Raw genomic sequence first — 18,553 nt, forward strand, 5'->3', positions numbered from 1 at the left:
CGCTACACCCCGGACGCCCGGCGGCCGTGGTCGCCGAAGGGTTCGTCGCGATGCCGCACCGCCTCACGGAATCCGTGCTCGACCGCGTCGGCGACGAACGCGTGGCCCTCGGGCGTGTGCCGGGCGACGCCGTCGAACACCGTGCTGACCATCCTGCTGGTGGCCACACCCTGTTGCAGCAGGGCGGAATTCAGCGCGAGCTTGACCATGATCAGCTGATTGACCGGCACCGCGGCGATCCGCTCGACCAGCCGCTCGGTGCGCTCGTCGAGGTCCGCCGGATCCGGCGCCTCGACCGCCCACCCCCACTCGGCGGCCTGCGCGCCGGTGATGCAATCGCCGGTGAACAGCAGCCTTTTCGCGCGCGCGTCGCCGAGCCGGTGCGCCCACAGGCCGGCCGCCGGCACGCCCCACACCCGGGTGGGCGGGTAGCCGATCTTGGCGTCGGCGGCGGCGATCACCTGGTCGGCGTGCAGCGCGATGTCGGTGCCCCCGGCCACGCAGTAGCCGTGGATCTTGACCACCGTGGGCTTGTCGGCGTGCATGAGGCTGGAAAAGCCTCGCACGAAGCGGCTCATCATCTGGTAATCGATCATCGGGTCCCACGGCTGATCCGCCAGATGGTTGACCGCCTGGGTCTTTCCGTCCAGCACGGTGCCCGCGTACGCGCCGGTGCCGCCGGCCGAGCCGGTGCGATCGGCGTAGGCGCTCAAGTCGAAACCCGCGCAGAATCCCTCGCCGCGACCGGACACCAGGATGACGTGCACATTCGGGTCGAGGTCGGCGCGCTCCACCAGCGCCGAGAGCTCCAGCGGCGTGTCCGCGACGATCGCGTTGCCCTTCTCCGGCCGGTTGAACGTGATCCGGGCGACCCGGTCGGTGACCTCATAGGTCATCGTCTTCAGGTTGTCGAAGTCGACCGGCCTGATCGCGTGAGTCATCCCTTTACTAGAGCACGCTCGAGAATCGGCGCGAGGTCGAGCCCGTCGGGCATGGTGCCGAACGCGCCGCCCCACCGGCGGTCGAGCCGGGTCGTCAGGAACGCCTCGGCGACGGCGGGGTGCCCGTGGCGCACCAGCAGCGAGCCCTGCAGCGCCAGGCAGATGTCCTCGGCGACCTTGCGGCCGCGGTAGGCGATGGTCTCCAGGTTGGCCAGGTCGGCGCGCAGCCGCGCGACATGGTTGCCCAGGCGCGGGTCCTGGCCCGCGCTCTCGGCGATTTCGTCGAACAGCACCTCGACGCATTCGGGACGAGTTGCGGTAGCGCGCAACGTATCCAGCGCGCTGACGTTGCCCGAGCCCTCCCAGATGCCCATCAGCGGCGCCTCCCGGTACAGCCGCGGCATGCCGGAGTCCTCCACATAGCCGTTGCCGCCCAGGCATTCCAAGGCTTCGGCGGCGTGCGGGGTGGAGCGCTTGCACACCCAGTACTTGCTGGCGGCCAGGCCGATCCGGCGCAGCAGCGCCTCGGTCTCGTCGCCGCGCACCGCCTTGTCGGTGGCGCCGGCCATCCGCATCGCGACCATGGTGGCCGCCTCCGCCTCGACGGCCAAATCGGCCAGCACGTTGCGCATCAGCGGCTGGTCAATGAGGTAGGCGCCGAAGGCCTTTCGGTGCTGGGCGTGGTAGATCGCGCGGGTCAAACCGGTGCGCATGCTGGTGGCGCTGCCCAGCGTGCAGTCCAGCCGGGTGAGGTTGACCATCTCGATGATGGTCGGCACGCCGCGGCCCTCCTCGCCCACCAGCCACGCGATCGCGCCGTCGTATTCGACCTCGCTCGAGGCGTTGGCGTGGTTGCCGAGCTTGTCCTTGAGGCGCTGCAAAAACATCCGGTTGCGGGTGCCGTCGGGCAGCACGCGCGGCAGCATGAAGCACGACAACCCTCCGGGCGCCTGCGCGAGCACCAGGAAGATGTCACACATCGGCGCCGAGGTGAACCACTTGTGGCCCGTCAGGCTGTAGGTGCCGTCGGCGTTGGGGGTGGCCTGCGTGGTGCCGGCGCGCACGTCGGAGCCGCCCTGCTTCTCGGTCATCGACATGCCCGCCGTGATGCCGGGCTTGGCGGTGGCCGGCCGGAGTTCCGGGTCGTATTCGCGGGAGGTCAGCAGCGGCTCGTAGACCTTGGCTAGCTCGGGGTTGTAGCGCAGCGCGGGCACCACGGCATACGTCATCGAGATCGGGCAGACGTGCCCCGGTTCGACCGTCCACACCGAGGTCTTGGCGGCCCGCACGACGTGCGCACCCGGCCGCTCGTCGGCCCAGGGCGCGGCGTGCATGCCGTGGGTGATCGCCGCGCGCATCAGCTCGTGGTACGCCGGGTCGTATTCGACCTCGTCGATCCGGTGACCGTTGCGGTCGTGGGTGTGCAGGATGGGCCGGTTGCGATCGGCGAGCTCGCCCCAGCGCTGCGCCTCGCGGCTGGCCGACAGGGCGCCGACCTCGTTCACCTCGTCCAGGCCCCACTGCCCTCCCTCGCGAATCAGGGCCTCGATGAGCACCGCCGAGGTGGCGGGGTTGTGGTCTTCCAGGGGCGGGACCTGGTTGGTGACGACATGGGTGTCCGACATGGGATCAATGTTACATTTTTCCGACAGTTGCACAAGAGCTGTAATGATCAGCGCGGGTGCGCGGCGAAGAAGTCCCACAGTTGTCGCGTCGCGAAGTCGGGCCACTCGTGGTCGCCGTGGTCGACCGTGATGAGCACGACCCCGCGACCGTCGGCGCATCCCGCGGTCGAGGTGGTGATCGGGCCGTCGGTGGTGGCCGACGGGGCGCCGCACTGATCGACGTTGCGCCAGAAGGCGTTCACGTTCGGCACGGGCGGGCCGTTGATCACGCTGTAGCCCGGTCCGCCGCCGTAGGGCACCAGCTCGTCCGCGGTGCCGTGAATGTGCATGACCGACATCGGATGCGGCGTGCGGCAGGCGTTCAGCTGGGTGCCCGCGACCGGGCCGATCGCGGCGAAGATCTCCGTGGTGCAGGCCAGCGTGTAGGACATGATGCCGCCGTTGCTCATGCCGGTGGCATAGACCTTCGCGGTGTCGATGCCGACGTTCTTGGCGATGTCGGCGACGGCCGCGCTGATGAAACCGACGTCATCCACGCCTTCTCGCCCGGACCGGCCGCAGCAGGTTTGGCCGTCGACGTTCCAGGCGTGGTCGAGGCCGTCCGGGTAGGCGACGACGAACTTGCCCGAATCGGCCAAACCGTCCCAGTGGTAGTCCTTTTCGGCTTCCCTGGCGCTTCCCGACACGCCGTGCATCATGACCACGAGCGGGGCCGAGGCCGCCACTCCCGCGGGCTTGTACAGCCGATAGCTGCGATCGAGATCGCCGACCTTGAGGTGGTGGACGCTGGTGCCGGTCACGAAGCCCGTCGGCGCGTTGGCGACCCCGGGGAAGCAGCCCGCGAGCACCAGGACGACACCCGAGATCGTGGCCAGCCGGCGCAGCATGGATCAAAGGTAAGCGCTGGCCCGCGCTCAGCCGCCCGTTTTCTCCCGCAGGAACGCGATGTCGTCCTTGCGGCCCTCGTCGGCGGTTTCGCAGATCACCGGGGCGTCGGCGGCCTTGACCACCGCGGCGAGCAGCTCGGGATCGATCTGGCCGGTGCCGAAGTTGGCGTGCCGGTCGGCGCCGGAGCCCGCCGCGTCCCTCGAGTCGTTGCAGTGCACCAGGTCGATGCGGCCGGTCAGCGCCTTGATGCGGTCGACCGCGTCGATCAGCTGCTCGCCGGCGGCCCAGGCGTGGCAGGTGTCCAGGCAGAACCCAATTCCCTTGTCGCCGATGTGATCCCACAGCCGGCCGATGGTGTCGAAGTGGCGGGCCATCGCGTGGTCGCCGCCGGCGGTGTTCTCCAGGTAGACCGGCACGTCCGTTTCCAGGTAGTCCAGGGCCTTGACCCACCGTTCGAAGCCGGCGTCCATGTCGTTGTCGTCGGCGTGGCCGCCGTGCACGATCACCGCCGTCGCGTTGATCGCCGCGGCCGCGTCGCAGGTGTCCTGCAGGATCTTGCGCGACGGGATGCGGACCCGGTTGTTGGCCGAGGCCACGTTGATCAGGTAGGGCGCGTGGATGTAGAGCGGGATGGTCGACGCCTTGAGCGCCTCGGCGTCGTCACGCGGCTTGGGCTTCTTCCAGCTCTGCGGGTTGCCGAGGAAGAACTGGACGACGTCGGCGCCGTCGGCCTGCGCGGCGGCCAGCGGGTCATCCTGGTGGACATGCGAACCGATGAGCACGGTGGCCAGTGTAGTGAGGGGTCCTGACGGCGGCGAGAGTGCGGCTGGCCGCACACCCGAGTCCGAACGTGCGGCTGGCCGCACACCCGACCGGCTCGGCGCCCCACGCAACGACAAAGCCCCGGGCGAAACCCGGGGCTTTGTCGTTGTCGCAGAAACTACCGGTAGTCGCTGTAGCCGTAGTCGTCCAACGGAACCGCGGCGCCGGTGGCCTGGCCGAAGTCCGGGCTGTAGTACTGATCCTCGTAGGACGGGATCGTGTACGCGGCGGCCCGGGCCTCCTCGGTCGGCTGCACCTGGATGTTGCGGTAGCGGTTGATGCCGGTACCGGCCGGGATCAGCTTTCCGATGATCACGTTCTCCTTCAGACCGTTGAGCTTGTCGCTGCGGCAGTTGATCGCCGCATCGGTCAGCACTCGCGTGGTCTCCTGGAACGACGCCGCGCTCAGCCACGAGTCGGTGGCGAGGCTCGCCTTCGTGATACCCATCAGCACCGGACGGCCGGCGGCGGGCTCGCCGCCCTCGGCCACCACCCGGCGGTTCTCCGCCTCGAACTCCGCGCGGTCGATCAGCGAGCCGGGCAAAAACTCCGTCGAGCCCGAGTCGATGATGGTGACGCGGCGCAGCATCTGGCGAACGATCACCTCGATGTGCTTGTCGTGGATCGACACACCCTGCGCGCGGTAGACCTCCTGGACCTCGCGGACCAGGTGGATCTGCACCTCGCGGGGGCCCTGCACGCGCAGCACCTCGTGCGGGTCGGCCGAGCCTTCCATCAGCTGCTGGCCCACCTCGACGTGGTCGTTGTCGGAGAGCACCCGCTCGGAACCGTCTTCGTGCTTGAACACGCGCAGCCGCTGCCGCTTGGAGAGCTTGTCGTACACGACCTCCTCGCTCCCGTCGTCGGGAACGATGGTGATCTTGTAGAAGCGCTCGCCCTCCTCGAGGCGGACCCGCCCGGTGACGTCGGCGATCGGCGCCTTGCCGCGCGGGATGCGGGCCTCGAACAGCTCCTGGACCCGGGGCAGACCGCCGGTGATGTCCTCACCGACACCACCCTGGTGGAACGTCCGCATGGTCAGCTGCGTACCGGGCTCACCGATGGACTGGGCCGCGACGATACCGACGGCCTCGCCGATGTCGACCAGCTTTCCGGTGGCCATGGACCGCCCGTAACAGGTCGCGCACACCCCGGTGCCGGTGGTGCACGTCAGCACCGAGCGCACCTTGACCTGCGTGATGCCGGCCGCCAGCAGCGCCTCGATCTCCGGGTCACCCAGGTCCTCGCCGCGAGCGACGACGACCTTGCCGGCCTCGTCGACCGCGTCGGTGCCCAAAGTCCGTGCGTACGCCGAGGTTTCGATGTACGGGTCGCGGATCAGGGTGCCGTCGGGCTGACGCTCGGCCAGCTCGACGACGATGCCCCGCTCGGTCTCGCAGTCGTGCTCGCGGACGATGACGTCCTGGCTCACGTCCACCAGACGACGGGTCAGGTACCCGGAGTCGGCGGTACGCAACGCGGTGTCCGCCAGGCCCTTTCGGGCGCCGTGGGTGTTGATGAAGTACTCCAGCACGGTCAGGCCCTCGCGGAACGACGACTTGACCGGACGCGGGATGAACTCACCCTTGGGGTTGGTCACCAGACCCTTCATGCCGGCCAGCGTCCGGGTCTGGGTGAAGTTACCCGTGGCACCCGAGTCGACGATCGTGATGATCGGGTTGTCGGCCGGGTAGTGCTCACGCAGCGCCTGACCGACCTCGTCGGTGGCTTCCTTCCAGATCTCCACCAGCGCCTCGTTGCGCTCGTCGTGGTTCAAAGCGCCACGCTGGAACTGCTTTTCGACCTTTTCGGCCCGCTCCTCGTACTGGTCGAGGATCTCCTTCTTGCGCGGCGGCACGAGCACGTCGGCCATCGACACGGTGACACCGCTGCGGGTCGCCCAGTAGAAACCGGCGTCCTTGAGCTTGTCGACGGTCTGCGCGACCACGATCATCGGGTAGCGCTCGGCCAGGTCGTTGATGATGGCGGCCTGCACCTTCTTGTGCATCTGCTTGTTCACGAACGGATAGCCCACCGGCAGCAGCTCGTTGAACAGCACCCGGCCCAGCGTGGTTTCGGCCATCCAGGCGTCCCCCGGCTGCCAGCCGTTGGCGCCGAACAGCTCGGCCTCGATCTCAGCGGGCGGGCGCAGCTGGGTCAGCCGCACCTTGATCTTGGCCCGCACCGACAGCACGCCACGGTCGGACGCCATGATCGCCTCGGCCGGCGAGGAGTACACCCCGACCTCGGGCTCGTCCTTGGCGGCGGGCTTGAATTCGCCCCTGTCGCCGTCGACCTCGGTGGTCAGGTAGTACAGCCCGGTCACCATGTCCAGACGCGGCATGGCCAGCGGACGGCCCGACGCGGGCGACAGGATGTTGTTCGAGGACAGCATCAGGATGCGGGCCTCGGCCTGCGCCTCGGCGGACAGCGGCAGGTGCACCGCCATCTGGTCACCGTCGAAGTCGGCGTTGAACGCCTCACACACCAGCGGGTGCAGCTGAATTGCCTTGCCTTCCACCAGCATCGGCTCGAAGGCCTGGATACCCAGCCGGTGCAGGGTGGGCGCGCGGTTCAGCAGCACCGGGTGCTCGGCGATGACCTCTTCGAGGACATCCCACACCTGGGGACGCTGGCGCTCCACCATGCGCTTGGCGCTCTTGATGTTCTGCGCGTGGTTGAGGTCGACCAGCCGCTTCATCACGAACGGCTTGAACAGCTCCAGCGCCATCAGCTTGGGCAGACCGCACTGGTGCAGCTTGAGCTGCGGGCCGACCACGATGACGCTGCGGCCCGAGTAGTCGACACGCTTGCCGAGCAGGTTCTGACGGAACCGGCCCTGCTTACCCTTGAGCAGATCGGACAGCGACTTCAGCGGGCGGTTACCGGGTCCGGTGACCGGGCGGCCGCGACGGCCGTTGTCGAACAACGCGTCCACGGACTCCTGCAACATCCGCTTCTCGTTGTTGACGATGATCTCGGGCGCGCCGAGGTCGATCAGCCTCTTGAGGCGGTTGTTCCGGTTGATCACCCGGCGGTACAGGTCATTGAGGTCGCTGGTGGCGAACCGGCCACCGTCGAGCTGGACCATCGGGCGCAGTTCCGGCGGGATCACCGGGACGGCGTCGAGCACCATGCCCATCGGCGAGTTGCCCGACTGCTGGAAGGCGGCGACCACCTTGAGCCGCTTCAGGGCGCGAAGTTTCTTCTGCCCCTTGCCGTTCCGGATGACGTCGCGCAGGATCTCGGCCTCGGCGTCGATGTCGAAGTTCTCGATCAGCTTCTGGATCGACTCCGCGCCCATGGCGCCGGTGAAGTACTCACCGAAGCGGTCGATCAGCTCGCGGTAGAGGTTCTCGTCGACGATCAGCTGCTTGGGAGCCAGCTTGGTGAAGGTCGTCCAGATCTCCTCGAGCCGGTCCAGCTCACGCTGGGCCCGGTCGCGCAGCTGACGCATCTCGCGCTCGCCGCCGTCGCGGACCTTGCGGCGCGCGTCGGCCTTGGCGCCCTCGGCCTCCAGCTCGGCCAGGTCGGCCTCGAGCTTCTGGGCGCGGGCCTCCAGGTCGGCGTCGCGCTGGTCCTCGATGGCCTTGCGCTCCACCATCATTTCGGCCTCGAGCGTCGAGAGCTCGTTGTGGCGCATCTCCTCGTCGACCGAGGTGATGACGTAGGCGGCGAAGTAGATGATCTTCTCGAGATCCTTCGGCGCCAGGTCGAGCAGGTACCCCAGCCGCGACGGCACGCCCTTGAAGTACCAGATGTGCGTGACGGGCGCGGCCAGTTCGATGTGGCCCATCCGCTCGCGACGCACCTTGGCGCGGGTCACCTCGACGCCACAGCGCTCACAGATGATGCCCTTGAAGCGGACGCGCTTGTACTTGCCGCAGTAGCACTCCCAGTCGCGAGTCGGTCCGAAGATCTTCTCGCAGAACAGGCCGTCCTTCTCGGGCTTCAGCGTGCGGTAGTTGATCGTCTCCGGCTTCTTGACCTCGCCGTAAGACCATTGCCTGATGTCCTCCGCGGTGGCCAGACCGATCCGGAGTTCATCGAAGAAGTTGACGTCGAGCACGTAACTCCCTTTCCCCTTGCGGGTTTAGTAACTGAAAACGTTTGTTAGGCGAGGTCCTCAACGGACGCGGATTCGTTGCGGGACAAGTTGATTCCCAGGTTCGCCGCGGCCCGTTCGAGGTCCTCGTCCTCGCCTTCGCGCAACTCGATCGCCGCGCCGTCCGAGGACAGCACCTCGACATTGAGGCACAGCGACTGCAGTTCCTTGAGCAACACCTTGAAGGACTCGGGGATACCCGGCTCCGGGATGTTCTCGCCCTTGACGATCGCCTCGTACACCTTGACCCGGCCGACGGTGTCGTCCGACTTGATGGTCAACAGCTCCTGCAGCGTGTACGCCGCGCCGTAGGCCTGCATCGCCCAGCACTCCATCTCACCGAAGCGCTGGCCACCGAACTGCGCCTTACCGCCCAGCGGCTGCTGGGTGATCATCGAGTACGGGCCGGTGGAGCGGGCGTGGATCTTGTCGTCCACCAGGTGGTGCAGCTTCATGATGTACATGTAGCCGACGGTCACCGGGTACGGGAACGGCTCGCCGCTGCGGCCGTCGAACAGCACCGACTTGCCGTCGCCGTCCACCATGACCTCGCCGTCGCGGTTGGGCAGCGTGCAGGACAGCATGCCCGCAAGCTCCTCCTCCTTGGCGCCGTCGAACACCGGCGTCGACACGATCTGGTCCGGCTGCGCGTGCCGCAGCTCCTCGGGCAGGTTCACCGCCCAATCGGGTGAGCCCTCGATGTTCCAGCCGGACTTGGCCACCCACCCGAGGTGGGTCTCCAGGATCTGGCCGATGTTCATCCGTCGCGGCACCCCGTGGGTGTTCAGGATGATGTCCACCGGAGTGCCGTCCGGCAGGAACGGCATGTCCTCCTGGGGCAGGATCTTGCCGATCACACCCTTGTTGCCGTGCCGTCCGGCCAGCTTGTCGCCGTCGGAGATCTTCCGCTTCTGGGCCACGTAGACGCGGACCAGCTCGTTGACACCGGCCGGCAGCTCGTCGTCGTCCTCGCGGGAGAACACCCGGATGCCGATGACCTTGCCGGACTCGCCGTGCGGCACCTTCAGCGAGGTGTCGCGGACCTCGCGGGCCTTCTCGCCGAAGATCGCCCGCAGCAACCGCTCCTCCGGGGTCAGCTCGGTCTCACCCTTCGGGGTCACCTTGCCGACCAGGATGTCGCCGTCGCGGACCTCGGCGCCGATGCGCACGATGCCGCGCTCGTCGAGGTCGGCCAGCACCTCGTCGGAGACGTTCGGGATGTCCCGGGTGATCTCCTCGGCGCCCAGCTTGGTGTCGCGGGCGTCGATCTCGTGCTCCTCGATGTGGATCGAGGTGAGCACGTCCTCCTCAACCAGACGGTTGGACAGGATGATCGCGTCCTCGTAGTTGTGGCCCTCCCACGGCATGATCGCCACGAGCAGGTTCTTGCCCAGCGCCATCTCGCCGTTCTCGGTGCACGGACCGTCGGCGATCACCTGGCCGGCCTCGACGCGGTCGCCCGCGTCGACGATCGGCGACTGGTTGGCGCAGGTGCCGTGGTTGGACCGCTCGAACTTGCGCATCCGGTAGGTGTGCCGGGTGCCGTCGTCGGCCATCACGGTGATGTAGTCGGCGGAGACCTCCTCGATCACCCCGGCCTTGTCCGCGACGACGACGTCGCCGGCGTCGATCGCCGCGCGCAGCTCCATGCCGGTGCCCACCAGCGGCGCCTCGCTGCGCACCAGCGGAACCGCCTGGCGCTGCATGTTGGCGCCCATCAGGGCACGGTTGGCGTCATCGTGCTCGAGGAACGGGATCATCGCGGTGGCCACCGACACCATCTGGCGCGGCGACACGTCCATGTAGTCCACCTCGGACGAGGGCACGTACTCGACCTCGCCCGCCTTCCGGCGGACCAGCACGCGCGACTCCTCGAACCGGCCCTTGGCGTCGATCGGCGAGTTGGCCTGCGCCACGACGTGGCGGTCCTCCTCGTCGGCGGTCAGGTAGTGGATCTCGTCGGTGACCACACCGTCGACCACCTTGCGGTACGGGGTCTCGATGAACCCGAACGGGTTCACCCGCGCGTACACCGACAGCGAGCCGATCAGACCGATGTTGGGACCCTCCGGGGTCTCGATCGGGCACATCCGGCCGTAGTGCGAGGGGTGGACGTCACGGACCTCCAGGCCGGCGCGCTCACGGGACAGACCGCCGGGGCCCAGCGCCGAGAGGCGGCGCTTGTGGGTCAGACCGGACAGCGGGTTGTTCTGGTCCATGAACTGGCTCAGCTGGCTGGTGCCGAAGAACTCCTTGATCGCGGCGACGACCGGCCGGATGTTGATCAGGGTCTGCGGCGTGATGGCCTCGACGTCCTGCGTGGTCATCCGCTCGCGGACGACGCGCTCCATCCGCGACATGCCGACCCGGATCTGGTTCTGGATCAGCTCACCCACGGTGCGCAGGCGGCGGTTGCCGAAGTGGTCGATGTCGTCGGTCTCCACCGGCACCTCGATGCCGCCGGGGACGGTCATCGTGGGCTGGCCCTCGTGCAGGCGCACCAGGTACTCGATGGTGGCGACGACGTCTTCCTCGGTCAGCGTCGAGCTGGTGATCGGCTCGCCCGCGTGCAGGCCGAGCTTCTTGTTGACCTTGTAGCGGCCGACACGCGCCAGGTCGTAGCGCTTCTCCTTGAAGAACAGGTTCTCCAGCAGGGTCTGCGCGGACTCCTTGGTCGGCGGCTCGCCCGGACGCAGCTTGCGGTAGATGTCCAGCAGCGCCTCGTCGGTGCCGGCGGTGTTGTCCTTCTCCAGCGTCGACATCATGATCTCGGAGAAGCCGAAGCGCTCGGTGATCTGCTCGTTGGTCCAGCCCAGCGCCTTGAGCAGCACGGTGACCGGCTGGCGGCGCTTACGGTCGATGCGCACGCCGACGGTGTCGCGCTTGTCGACGTCGAACTCCAGCCACGCGCCCCGGCTGGGGATCACCTTGACGCTGTGCAGCAGCTTCTCGGTCGACTTGTCGATGGTCTCGTCGAAGTACACACCGGGCGAGCGGACCAGCTGGCTGACCACGACGCGCTCGGTGCCGTTGATGATGAAGGTGCCCTTCTCGGTCATCATCGGGAAGTCACCCATGAACACCGTCTGGCTCTTGATCTCGCCGGTGTTGTTGTTGATGAACTCGGCCGTGACGAACAGCGGGGCCGCGTACGTCATGTCCTTGTCTTTGCACTCGTCGACCGGCGCCTTGACCTCGTCGAAGCGCGGGTCGGAGAACGACAGCGACATCGAGCCGGAGAAGTCCTCGATCGGCGAGAGCTCCAAGAGCACCTCTTCGAGGCCGCCCACCGGGGTGACCCCCGGCTTGCCGTCGCCGCGCGCGGCGGCCGCCTCGCGCCACCGCGGCGCGCCGATCAACCACTCGAAGGAGTCGATCTGCACGTCAAGCAGGCCCGGAACCTCGAGGGGCTCGCGGAGCTTGGCGAAGGAAACTCGGTTGGGCGCTCCGGGCACGGAGCCGTTCGACGAACTTCCGTTAGAGGAATTTTGTGGGCGATCCGTCTTGCTCTGGCGGAAATCAGCCAAGATGCATCCTTCCAGCACCTCGTGCGACTCACGAAGGCCGGGACCACCGGCCAGCTCGCCGCGAATTGTGTCGGTTCGGCCGGCGAACGAACTGTCCGGATCTCACGCGCGCAACTAAAGAACTAAGCCACGTAGGGGGGCTCAGGCTTAGACCACGGTGTCAGGTGGCGGGTGAGGTGGGCAGGAGGTAGCCAGCGCAACGTCCAACAATAGCGCAGGACGGCGCATTCCTCAACTTCCCAGCCCTGGGGGTCCAGGGACATCGACGCTGGCTGGCGATCTCGACTTCCCTCGGACTGTTCAGGTACATGCTGCCCAACAGACTGGCTCGTTTAGGGCCCGTCGTCAAGAGGGCGGGCCGGGAGTGTTACGCGGAGTTATCACGGAACCCGCCGGCCCGGCGCCCCTCATTCGCCGATCTCGTGTGCGCGGTACCGATGGGTGCCTTCGAGGTCGTCGAGGATGGCGGTCTGAGCGGTCTTGGGCAGGGTGTGCAGGATCTCGCGCACCCGCGCCTGGCGGCGGGCGACGGCCTTGCGTTCCGGCATGCCGGGCGATGCGACGATCTGCGGCGGCACGCCCTCGATCTCCTCGACACCGCCCGCATGCTGTCCGGCGTCCAGCGCCGCCTGCTCCTCGGCCATGGTCGCCTCGTCCTTTTCCTCCGACATGCCGATCGGCCCGATGCGGCGGCCGTTGAGGAACTGCCGCACGACCGGCTCGTCACTGGTCAGCAGCACCTCGCGGGGGCCGAACATGACCAGCTTGCGGCGGAACAGCATGCCCATGTTGTCCGGCACCGTGCGGGCGATGTTGATGTTGTGCGTGACGATCAGCACCGTGGCGTCGATCTGGGCGTTGATGTCGAGGATCAGCTGGCTCAGGTAGGCGGTACGAACCGGGTCCAGACCGGAGTCGGGCTCGTCGCACAGGATGATCTGCGGGTCCATCACCAGGGCGCGGGCCAGGCTGGCGCGCTTGCGCATACCGCCGGAGATCTCACCGGGGAACTTCTTCTCGTCGCCGCCGAGGCCGACCAGGGTCAGCTTCTCCATGACGATGTCACGGATCTCGCCTTCCTTCTTCTTGGTGTGCTCGCGCAGCGGGAAGGCAGCGTTGTCGAAGAGGTTCATCGACCCGAACAGCGCGCCGTCCTGGAACATCACGCCGAACAGCGTGCGGATCTCGTAGAGCTCCTTGGCCGAGCACTGCAGGATGTCGGTGCCGTCGATGACGACCGAGCCGCGCTCGGGGCGCAACAAACCGATCAGTGACTTCAGGAAAACCGATTTGCCGGTACCCGACGGCCCCAGCAGGACGCTGACCTCCCCGGCGGGGATTTCCAGCGTCACGTCTTCCCAGATTCTCGAGGAACCGAAGGACTTCGTGAGTCCATTCACCTCGATTGCGACGCCCATGGGAAATCCTTCCGTCGACACTCATGCCTGCCACCTGCCCTTTTGTGTGGCATGAGTCACTGTAGCGCACGCCTGCCACACGGCATCAGGGTTGCGGCACACAGCGGGGAAAAATTGGCCGTCCCGAGATCAGCCGGAAGCCCCGATGGCGCAACTTATTTGACGCACGTGTTAGCCAGCCGGCGCCCAGTTGCCGTGGAATCCCATCGGCACCCGCTGCGGCAGATGCACGGTGGCGACGTGCTCGAGCGTCTGCGCGTCCAGCAAGACCAGTTGGCCCTCGTCGCGGTCGCGGTGATAGCCGAACCCCATGAGGATGCCGTCATCCTCGGCGCCCGGTGCGGGATTGGGCACAAACGACATCTCGCCGAGCAAAAGGCACGCATCGAGATCGGCAGCGGTGGCGGATCCGGTCGCGTAGTCGTGCTTGTACACGGCGGTCGACATCTCGGATCGCCCGCCGGACAGGTAACCGCCCTCGGTGCCGATGGTGTAGCCATACCGGTGCGGCCCGCCCAGCAAGGTCTCGTTGATGCGCGGGAATTCTTGGGGGCGATCGTCGCGGCGTTCGCTGGTCACCGTCCCGGTGGCCAGGTTGACGGTCCAGCGGTCCAGCGTCGGCCGGCTGTCGCCGGGACCGCGCAGGTCACGGTCGAACATCCGCGCGTAGCGCACCACGTCGAGCACCAAAACCTCTGTGCCGTCGCGCATCTCGGAGTACGCGTTAAGCGGGTGGTAGACGTAGCAGGGCTCGATGTCGAACCAGCGCACGTCCCGATTTCCGCCCTCTCGGGGCATCACCCCGATGCGCGCCGGGTAGTTGTCGTCCCACCGGTACGGCATCCGGCTGGTCGGCCGCTGGTTGCGATTGATCGCCGTCGCCATCGGGCTGGGCAGCCGCACGCGCCCGATGAGCGACTGCATCACCAGGCGGGCCGGCAGGCTCAGCCAACGGGGCACGTTCGCCGGCATCACCTGAACGGGGTCGAACGTGACGGGCAGATCGTAGATCACCACGTACTTGTCGGTCAGCGAGAAGTCGTGCATCATCGGCGACCCGCCCACCTCGATGTCGACGGTGCGCCGCGCCCGGCCCTGGGTGTCGATGACCGAGTACTGCACGGTCCGCCCGCGGGTGAACGAGTAGGACACCGCGTGCAATTCGCCGGTCCGCGGGTCGGCGTGCGGATGGGCGGTGTATCCCCCGAACAGGGTTCCGTCGAAGTCGCAGGGCCCCTCGGTGTCCAGCTCGTCGGTGAGGCGGTAGTTCGCCCCGCCCCCCTCGACGAGCGCGAGCGTGTGGCCGGCGTGGCTGAGCACGTTGGTGTTGGGGCCGACGGAGAGCATGCCGGCCCGCGGGTTCAGCCCGCTGGGCGCCGGCTCGCCGAGTGCGGTGCAGACGTGGGCGGTGCGCACCCATCGGTTGCGATACCAGCGGGCCTGCCCGCCTTGCAGCGCCACCCCGTGCACCATGCCGTCACCGCTGAACCAGTGGTAGACGGCGGGGTCCACCTCGGCGACGGGGTTGGGCCCGTTGCGCAGGTAGCGCCCGTCGAGGTGTTCGGGAATGCGTCCGGTGACCTTGAGGTCGGTGGCGGTGACCTCCGCGCTCACCGGCGCCAGGAAGTCCTCGAGGTAGGGGTTGCCGGGCTTGGCGGTTGTCGTGGTCGCCATGGCTGAGCTCCTATAACATTGTTATTTCAGCGTTATTGGCACCGTACGCCCCCGATGAGAAGATGGCAACGATGACTTCAGACGTTCAGCGCAGCGTTCGCGAGGAGATGCTGCGCGCGGCGGTCGGCCTGCTCGACGAGCACGGCCCCGACGCCCTGCAGACGCGCAAGGTGGCCGGCGCCGCGGGGACCTCCACCATGGCGGTCTACACCCACTTCGGCGGGATGCGGGGGCTCATCGCCGAGGTGGCCGAGGAGGGCCTGCGCCAGTTCGACGCCGCGCTGACCGTGCCGCACACCGCCGACCCGGTCGCCGATCTGTTCATGATCGGGGCGGCCTACCGCCGCTACGCGATCAAGCGCCCGCACGTGTATCGGCTGATGTTCGGCAGCACCAGCGCGCACGGCATCAACGCGCCCGCCCACAACGTCCTGACGCTGACGGTCGCCGAGATCGAGCGCGACTACCCGAGCTTCGCTCACGTGGTGCGCGGGGTGCACCGGTGCGCGGTGGCCGGCCGCATCAAACCCGCGGGCGCCGTGAAAGACGGTGTCGACGACGCGTCCGTGGTGGCGACCGCGGCCCAGTTCTGGGCGTTGATCCACGGCTTCGTCATGCTGGAACTGGCCGGCTACTACGGCGACGACAGCTCGGCCGTCGTCCCGGTGCTGGGGTCGATGACGTCGAACCTGCTTGTGGCCCTTGGTGATTCACCGGAGCAGGTGGCGCAGTCGCTGCAGACCGCGATGGGCGCGCGCTGAGCGCGCGAAGCCCCCGGGACCTCGATCCCGGGGGCCTGCGCGCAGTGACTTACTTGACGGTGACGGTGGCGCCGGCGGCCTCGAGCTTGGTCTTGGCCTCGTCGGCGGCCTCCTTGGCGACCTTCTCCAGCAGCGGCTTGGGCGCGCCGTCGACCAGGTCCTTGGCCTCCTTGAGGCCCAGGCCGGAGACGATCTCGCGGACCACCTTGATGACGCCGATCTTCTTGTCGCCGGCGGACTCGAGGATCACGTCGAATTCCGACTGCTCCTCGGCGGCCTCGGCGGGCGCGCCACCGGCGGCCGGGCCGGCCGCGGCGACGGCGACCGGGGCGGCCGCGGTGACCTCGAAGGTCTCCTCGAACTTCTTGACGAAGTCGGAGAGCTCCAGGAGCGTCATCTCCTTGAACGCGTCGAGCAGGTCGTCGGTAGACATCTTTGCCATGGGTGTGGGTCCTTCCTTGTTTTTCCCAGGTTCCGGGGTGGTTGTTATTCGGCTTCGGCCGGGGTTTCCGCAGGCTCGGCGGGTGCTTCCGAAGCGGGTTCCGGGGCGGCTTCCGCGGCGGGCTCGGCAGCGGCCTCGGAAGCTGCTGGCCCCGCCGGTCCCTCTGCGGCCTTCTTCTCTTGCAACGCGGCCGCGAGCCGGGCGACCTGCGACGCCGGGGCGTTGAACAGCCCGGCCGCCTTGGCGAGGTTGCCCTTCATCGCGCCGGCCAGCTTGGCCAGCAGCACCTCGCGCGACTCGAGGTCGGCGATGCGCTCGACTTCGGCGACCGTCAGCGCGCGGCCGTCCATGTAGCCACCCTTGATGACCAGCGCCTTGTGCTCCTTGGCGAAGGTCTTGATGGCCTTGGCGGCGTCGACCGGCTCCCCGGTGATGAACGCGATGGCCGTCGGGCCGGCGAAGAGCTCGTCGAGGCCGTCGACCCCGGCTTCCGACGCAGCACGCTTGACCAGCGTGTTCTTGGCCACCGAGTACGTGGCCGACGCGCCCAGCGAGCGCCGCAGCTCGGCCAGGTTGGCGACCGTCAGGCCGCGGTACTCGGTGACCAGGGCAGCGGTCGATTCCTTGAACTGCTCGGCGATGTCCGCAACGGCGGTGGCCTTGTCAGCCCTGGCCATGCCTACCTCCTGAAGTGAAGTCATGCGACGTGTCGTCTCGATTCCCCCGAAAACGACGAACGCCCCGGCGCAGGAAACGGCCGGGGCGTACAAACACGCCGGCGCGAGCCGGCGTCATGCCTCGTCCTCCTGCGTGGGCCGCCGGGATACTCCCGGACCTTCGACCGATTGCTCGGTGACCGACGGTCTTCGGTGGAACGGCTAACACAATAGCGTGGCCTGCGCGGTCAGCCAAAACGGCGACCCCGGACGCCGGCTCAGATGACCGCGCGGGTGACGCCGAGGGTCAGCAGGACGAACACCGCCAGCAGCAGGGCCACCCGCAGCCGGTGCAGCCGATCCCACCGGGCCGCGAGGTCACGCGAGAGCTCACCGGCGGCCGGCCACTTGGCGATGCGGTTGTTGATCGGCACCAGCAGCGTGACCGTCAGCAGCACGACCAACACCATCAGGGCGCCGGCGGCACCGTACAGCCAGTCGCGCGCCGCGCCCCGCTCCTTGATGGCCAGCGCCACCAACAGCAACAGGCTCAGCGCGTACCAGAACGGCATCGTCGTGCCCAGCGATCGGGCGGCGCCGACGCGGGCCGCACGGAAGGCGTCGTCGGGCAGCCGCACGATGAGCGGGTGGAAGAACACCGCGACCGCCAGCTCCACGCCCACCAGCAGGCCGGTGATCACGACCGCGAGCGCGTCGATGCTGTGGTTCATGCCAGTCAGCGTAGAAAGCCGGGCGCGGCGTGCGCCGCGTCAGCCCAGGGCCGCGAGGCGGGCCGCGCCGATCAGGCCGGCCGCACCGCCGAGCTCGCCGGGCACCACCCGCAGCCCGGACAGGAAGTCCAGCCCCGCGTAGTCGGCCAGCTTCGCCCGCAGGGGGTCGAAGAGCAGCGGCCCGGATTTGGACACCCCTCCCCCGATCACGACGAGGTCCAGATCGCAGACCGCGCCGACCGAGGCGATCATCGCGGCGAGCGCGTTGGCCGATCGGTGAAAGGCCCGCCGGGCCACCGGGTCTCCGGCCGCCGCCGCGACGGCCAGGTCCCTGGCGCCCGCGCCGGGCGGCGCCGCCCACCCGTTGTCGCGCGCCCAGCGCACCATCCACGGCCCGGACGCCACCGTCTCCACGCAGCCGCGGCCGCCGCACGTGCACGGCGGCCCGTCCAGTTCGACGACGATGTGCCCGACGTGGCCGGCGTTGCCGGTGCGCCCGGCGTAGGGGACGCCGTCGAGCACCAGACCGCCGCCCACCCCGGTGGAGACCACCATGCCCAGCAGGAACCGGGCGTCCGGCCCCGCGCTGCGGCCCGCCCCGATCCAGTGCTCGCCCAACGCCATACACAGGCCGTCGCCGCCCAGCACCACCGGCACCCCGGGCACCGCGGCGGCGACCCTGTCGCGCAGCGGGAAACGGTCCCAGCCCGCGATGTTGATCGGGCTGACCGATCCGGTGTGCAGGTCGATCGGCCCGGCCGAGGCGATGCCGACGGCGGTGATCGGGGCGTCGGCCGCGCGCACCGCGTCGGCGATCATCGCCTCGACGACGGCCCACACGTCGCCGGCGGCGGTCGTGACCGGGGTGGGGCGGATCGCGCTGTGCACCAGCGCGCCGGCCGAATCGACCAGAGCGGCGGCGATTTTGGTGCCGCCGATGTCCAGGCAGAGGGTTGGCATGGT

13 protein-coding genes are annotated in these 18,553 nt (G+C 68.3%); 1 reads left to right on the top strand and 12 read right to left on the bottom strand.

The features are described from left to right. Nucleotides 1–2: 2 nt before the first annotated feature. The 8 genes from OCU_RS46205 to OCU_RS46240 all read right to left on the bottom strand — a co-directional run bounded on the left by OCU_RS46205 (nt 3) and on the right by OCU_RS46240 (nt 15,000). Nucleotides 3–941: a crotonase/enoyl-CoA hydratase family protein gene (locus OCU_RS46205; protein WP_008260861.1), complete on the bottom strand. Its 939-nt coding sequence runs from the start codon at nt 939–941 to the stop codon at nt 3–5. Continuing rightward, nucleotides 938–2,566, bottom strand: a complete 1,629-nt coding sequence (locus OCU_RS46210; protein ID WP_014381135.1) for an acyl-CoA dehydrogenase family protein — start codon at nt 2,564–2,566, stop codon at nt 938–940. Before OCU_RS46210 ends, OCU_RS46205 begins: the two co-directional genes overlap by 4 nt. Nucleotides 2,567–2,613: 47 nt before the next feature. Further along, nucleotides 2,614–3,453 (bottom strand): CE1 family esterase, encoded by an 840-nt coding sequence (locus OCU_RS46215; protein WP_014381136.1) that lies wholly within the window; start codon nt 3,451–3,453, stop codon nt 2,614–2,616. A 27-nt stretch (nt 3,454–3,480) separates the two neighbouring features. Then, complete coding sequence (locus OCU_RS46220; RefSeq protein WP_014381137.1) at nt 3,481–4,236, bottom strand: deoxyribonuclease IV; 756 nt, start codon at nt 4,234–4,236, stop codon at nt 3,481–3,483. Nucleotides 4,237–4,394: 158 nt separating this feature from the next. Beyond that, entirely contained in the window at nt 4,395–8,345 is a 3,951-nt protein-coding gene (locus OCU_RS46225; protein WP_014381138.1) for a DNA-directed RNA polymerase subunit beta', read from the bottom strand. Between the two features lie 44 nt (nt 8,346–8,389). After that, nucleotides 8,390–11,908 (bottom strand): DNA-directed RNA polymerase subunit beta, encoded by a 3,519-nt coding sequence (gene rpoB, locus OCU_RS46230; protein WP_085977595.1) that lies wholly within the window; start codon nt 11,906–11,908, stop codon nt 8,390–8,392. Nucleotides 11,909–12,315: 407 nt separating this feature from the next. Continuing rightward, nucleotides 12,316–13,326 carry an ABC transporter ATP-binding protein gene (locus OCU_RS46235; protein WP_008260873.1) on the bottom strand — a complete coding sequence of 337 codons (1,011 nt, stop codon included), beginning with the start codon at nt 13,324–13,326 and terminating at the stop codon, nt 12,316–12,318. A 171-nt stretch (nt 13,327–13,497) separates the two neighbouring features. Beyond that, a complete protein-coding gene (locus OCU_RS46240; protein WP_014381141.1) occupies nt 13,498–15,000 on the bottom strand; it encodes a carotenoid oxygenase family protein in 1,503 nt (500 codons plus the stop codon). Nucleotides 15,001–15,071: 71 nt separating this feature from the next. On the opposite strand from OCU_RS46240, the gene OCU_RS46245 reads away from it, so the two are divergent. Beyond that, on the top strand, nt 15,072–15,761 hold the full coding sequence (locus OCU_RS46245; RefSeq protein ID WP_036459705.1) for a TetR/AcrR family transcriptional regulator: 690 nt from the start codon (nt 15,072–15,074) through the stop codon (nt 15,759–15,761). A 49-nt stretch (nt 15,762–15,810) separates the two neighbouring features. On the opposite strand, the gene rplL is transcribed toward OCU_RS46245, so the two are convergent. The 4 genes from rplL to OCU_RS46265 form a co-directional block, all read right to left on the bottom strand. Then, nucleotides 15,811–16,203, bottom strand: a complete 393-nt coding sequence (gene rplL, locus OCU_RS46250; protein WP_008260886.1) for a 50S ribosomal protein L7/L12 — start codon at nt 16,201–16,203, stop codon at nt 15,811–15,813. A gap of 44 nt (nt 16,204–16,247) precedes the next feature. Next, the gene (gene rplJ, locus OCU_RS46255; RefSeq protein WP_014381143.1) at nt 16,248–16,880 is read right to left on the bottom strand and encodes a 50S ribosomal protein L10; all 633 of its coding nucleotides are present in this window, start codon (nt 16,878–16,880) and stop codon (nt 16,248–16,250) included. Between the two features lie 257 nt (nt 16,881–17,137). Further along, a complete protein-coding gene (locus tag OCU_RS46260) occupies nt 17,138–17,590 on the bottom strand; it encodes an anthrone oxygenase family protein (RefSeq protein ID WP_008260890.1) in 453 nt (150 codons plus the stop codon). Nucleotides 17,591–17,629: 39 nt separating this feature from the next. Continuing rightward, nucleotides 17,630–18,550, bottom strand: coding sequence for an ROK family protein (locus OCU_RS46265; protein ID WP_014381144.1), 921 nt, complete (start codon nt 18,548–18,550; stop codon nt 17,630–17,632). Between the last annotated feature and the right edge of the window lie 3 nt (nt 18,551–18,553).

The organism is Mycobacterium intracellulare ATCC 13950, from assembly GCF_000277125.1.
Lineage (GTDB): Bacteria > Actinomycetota > Actinomycetes > Mycobacteriales > Mycobacteriaceae > Mycobacterium > Mycobacterium intracellulare.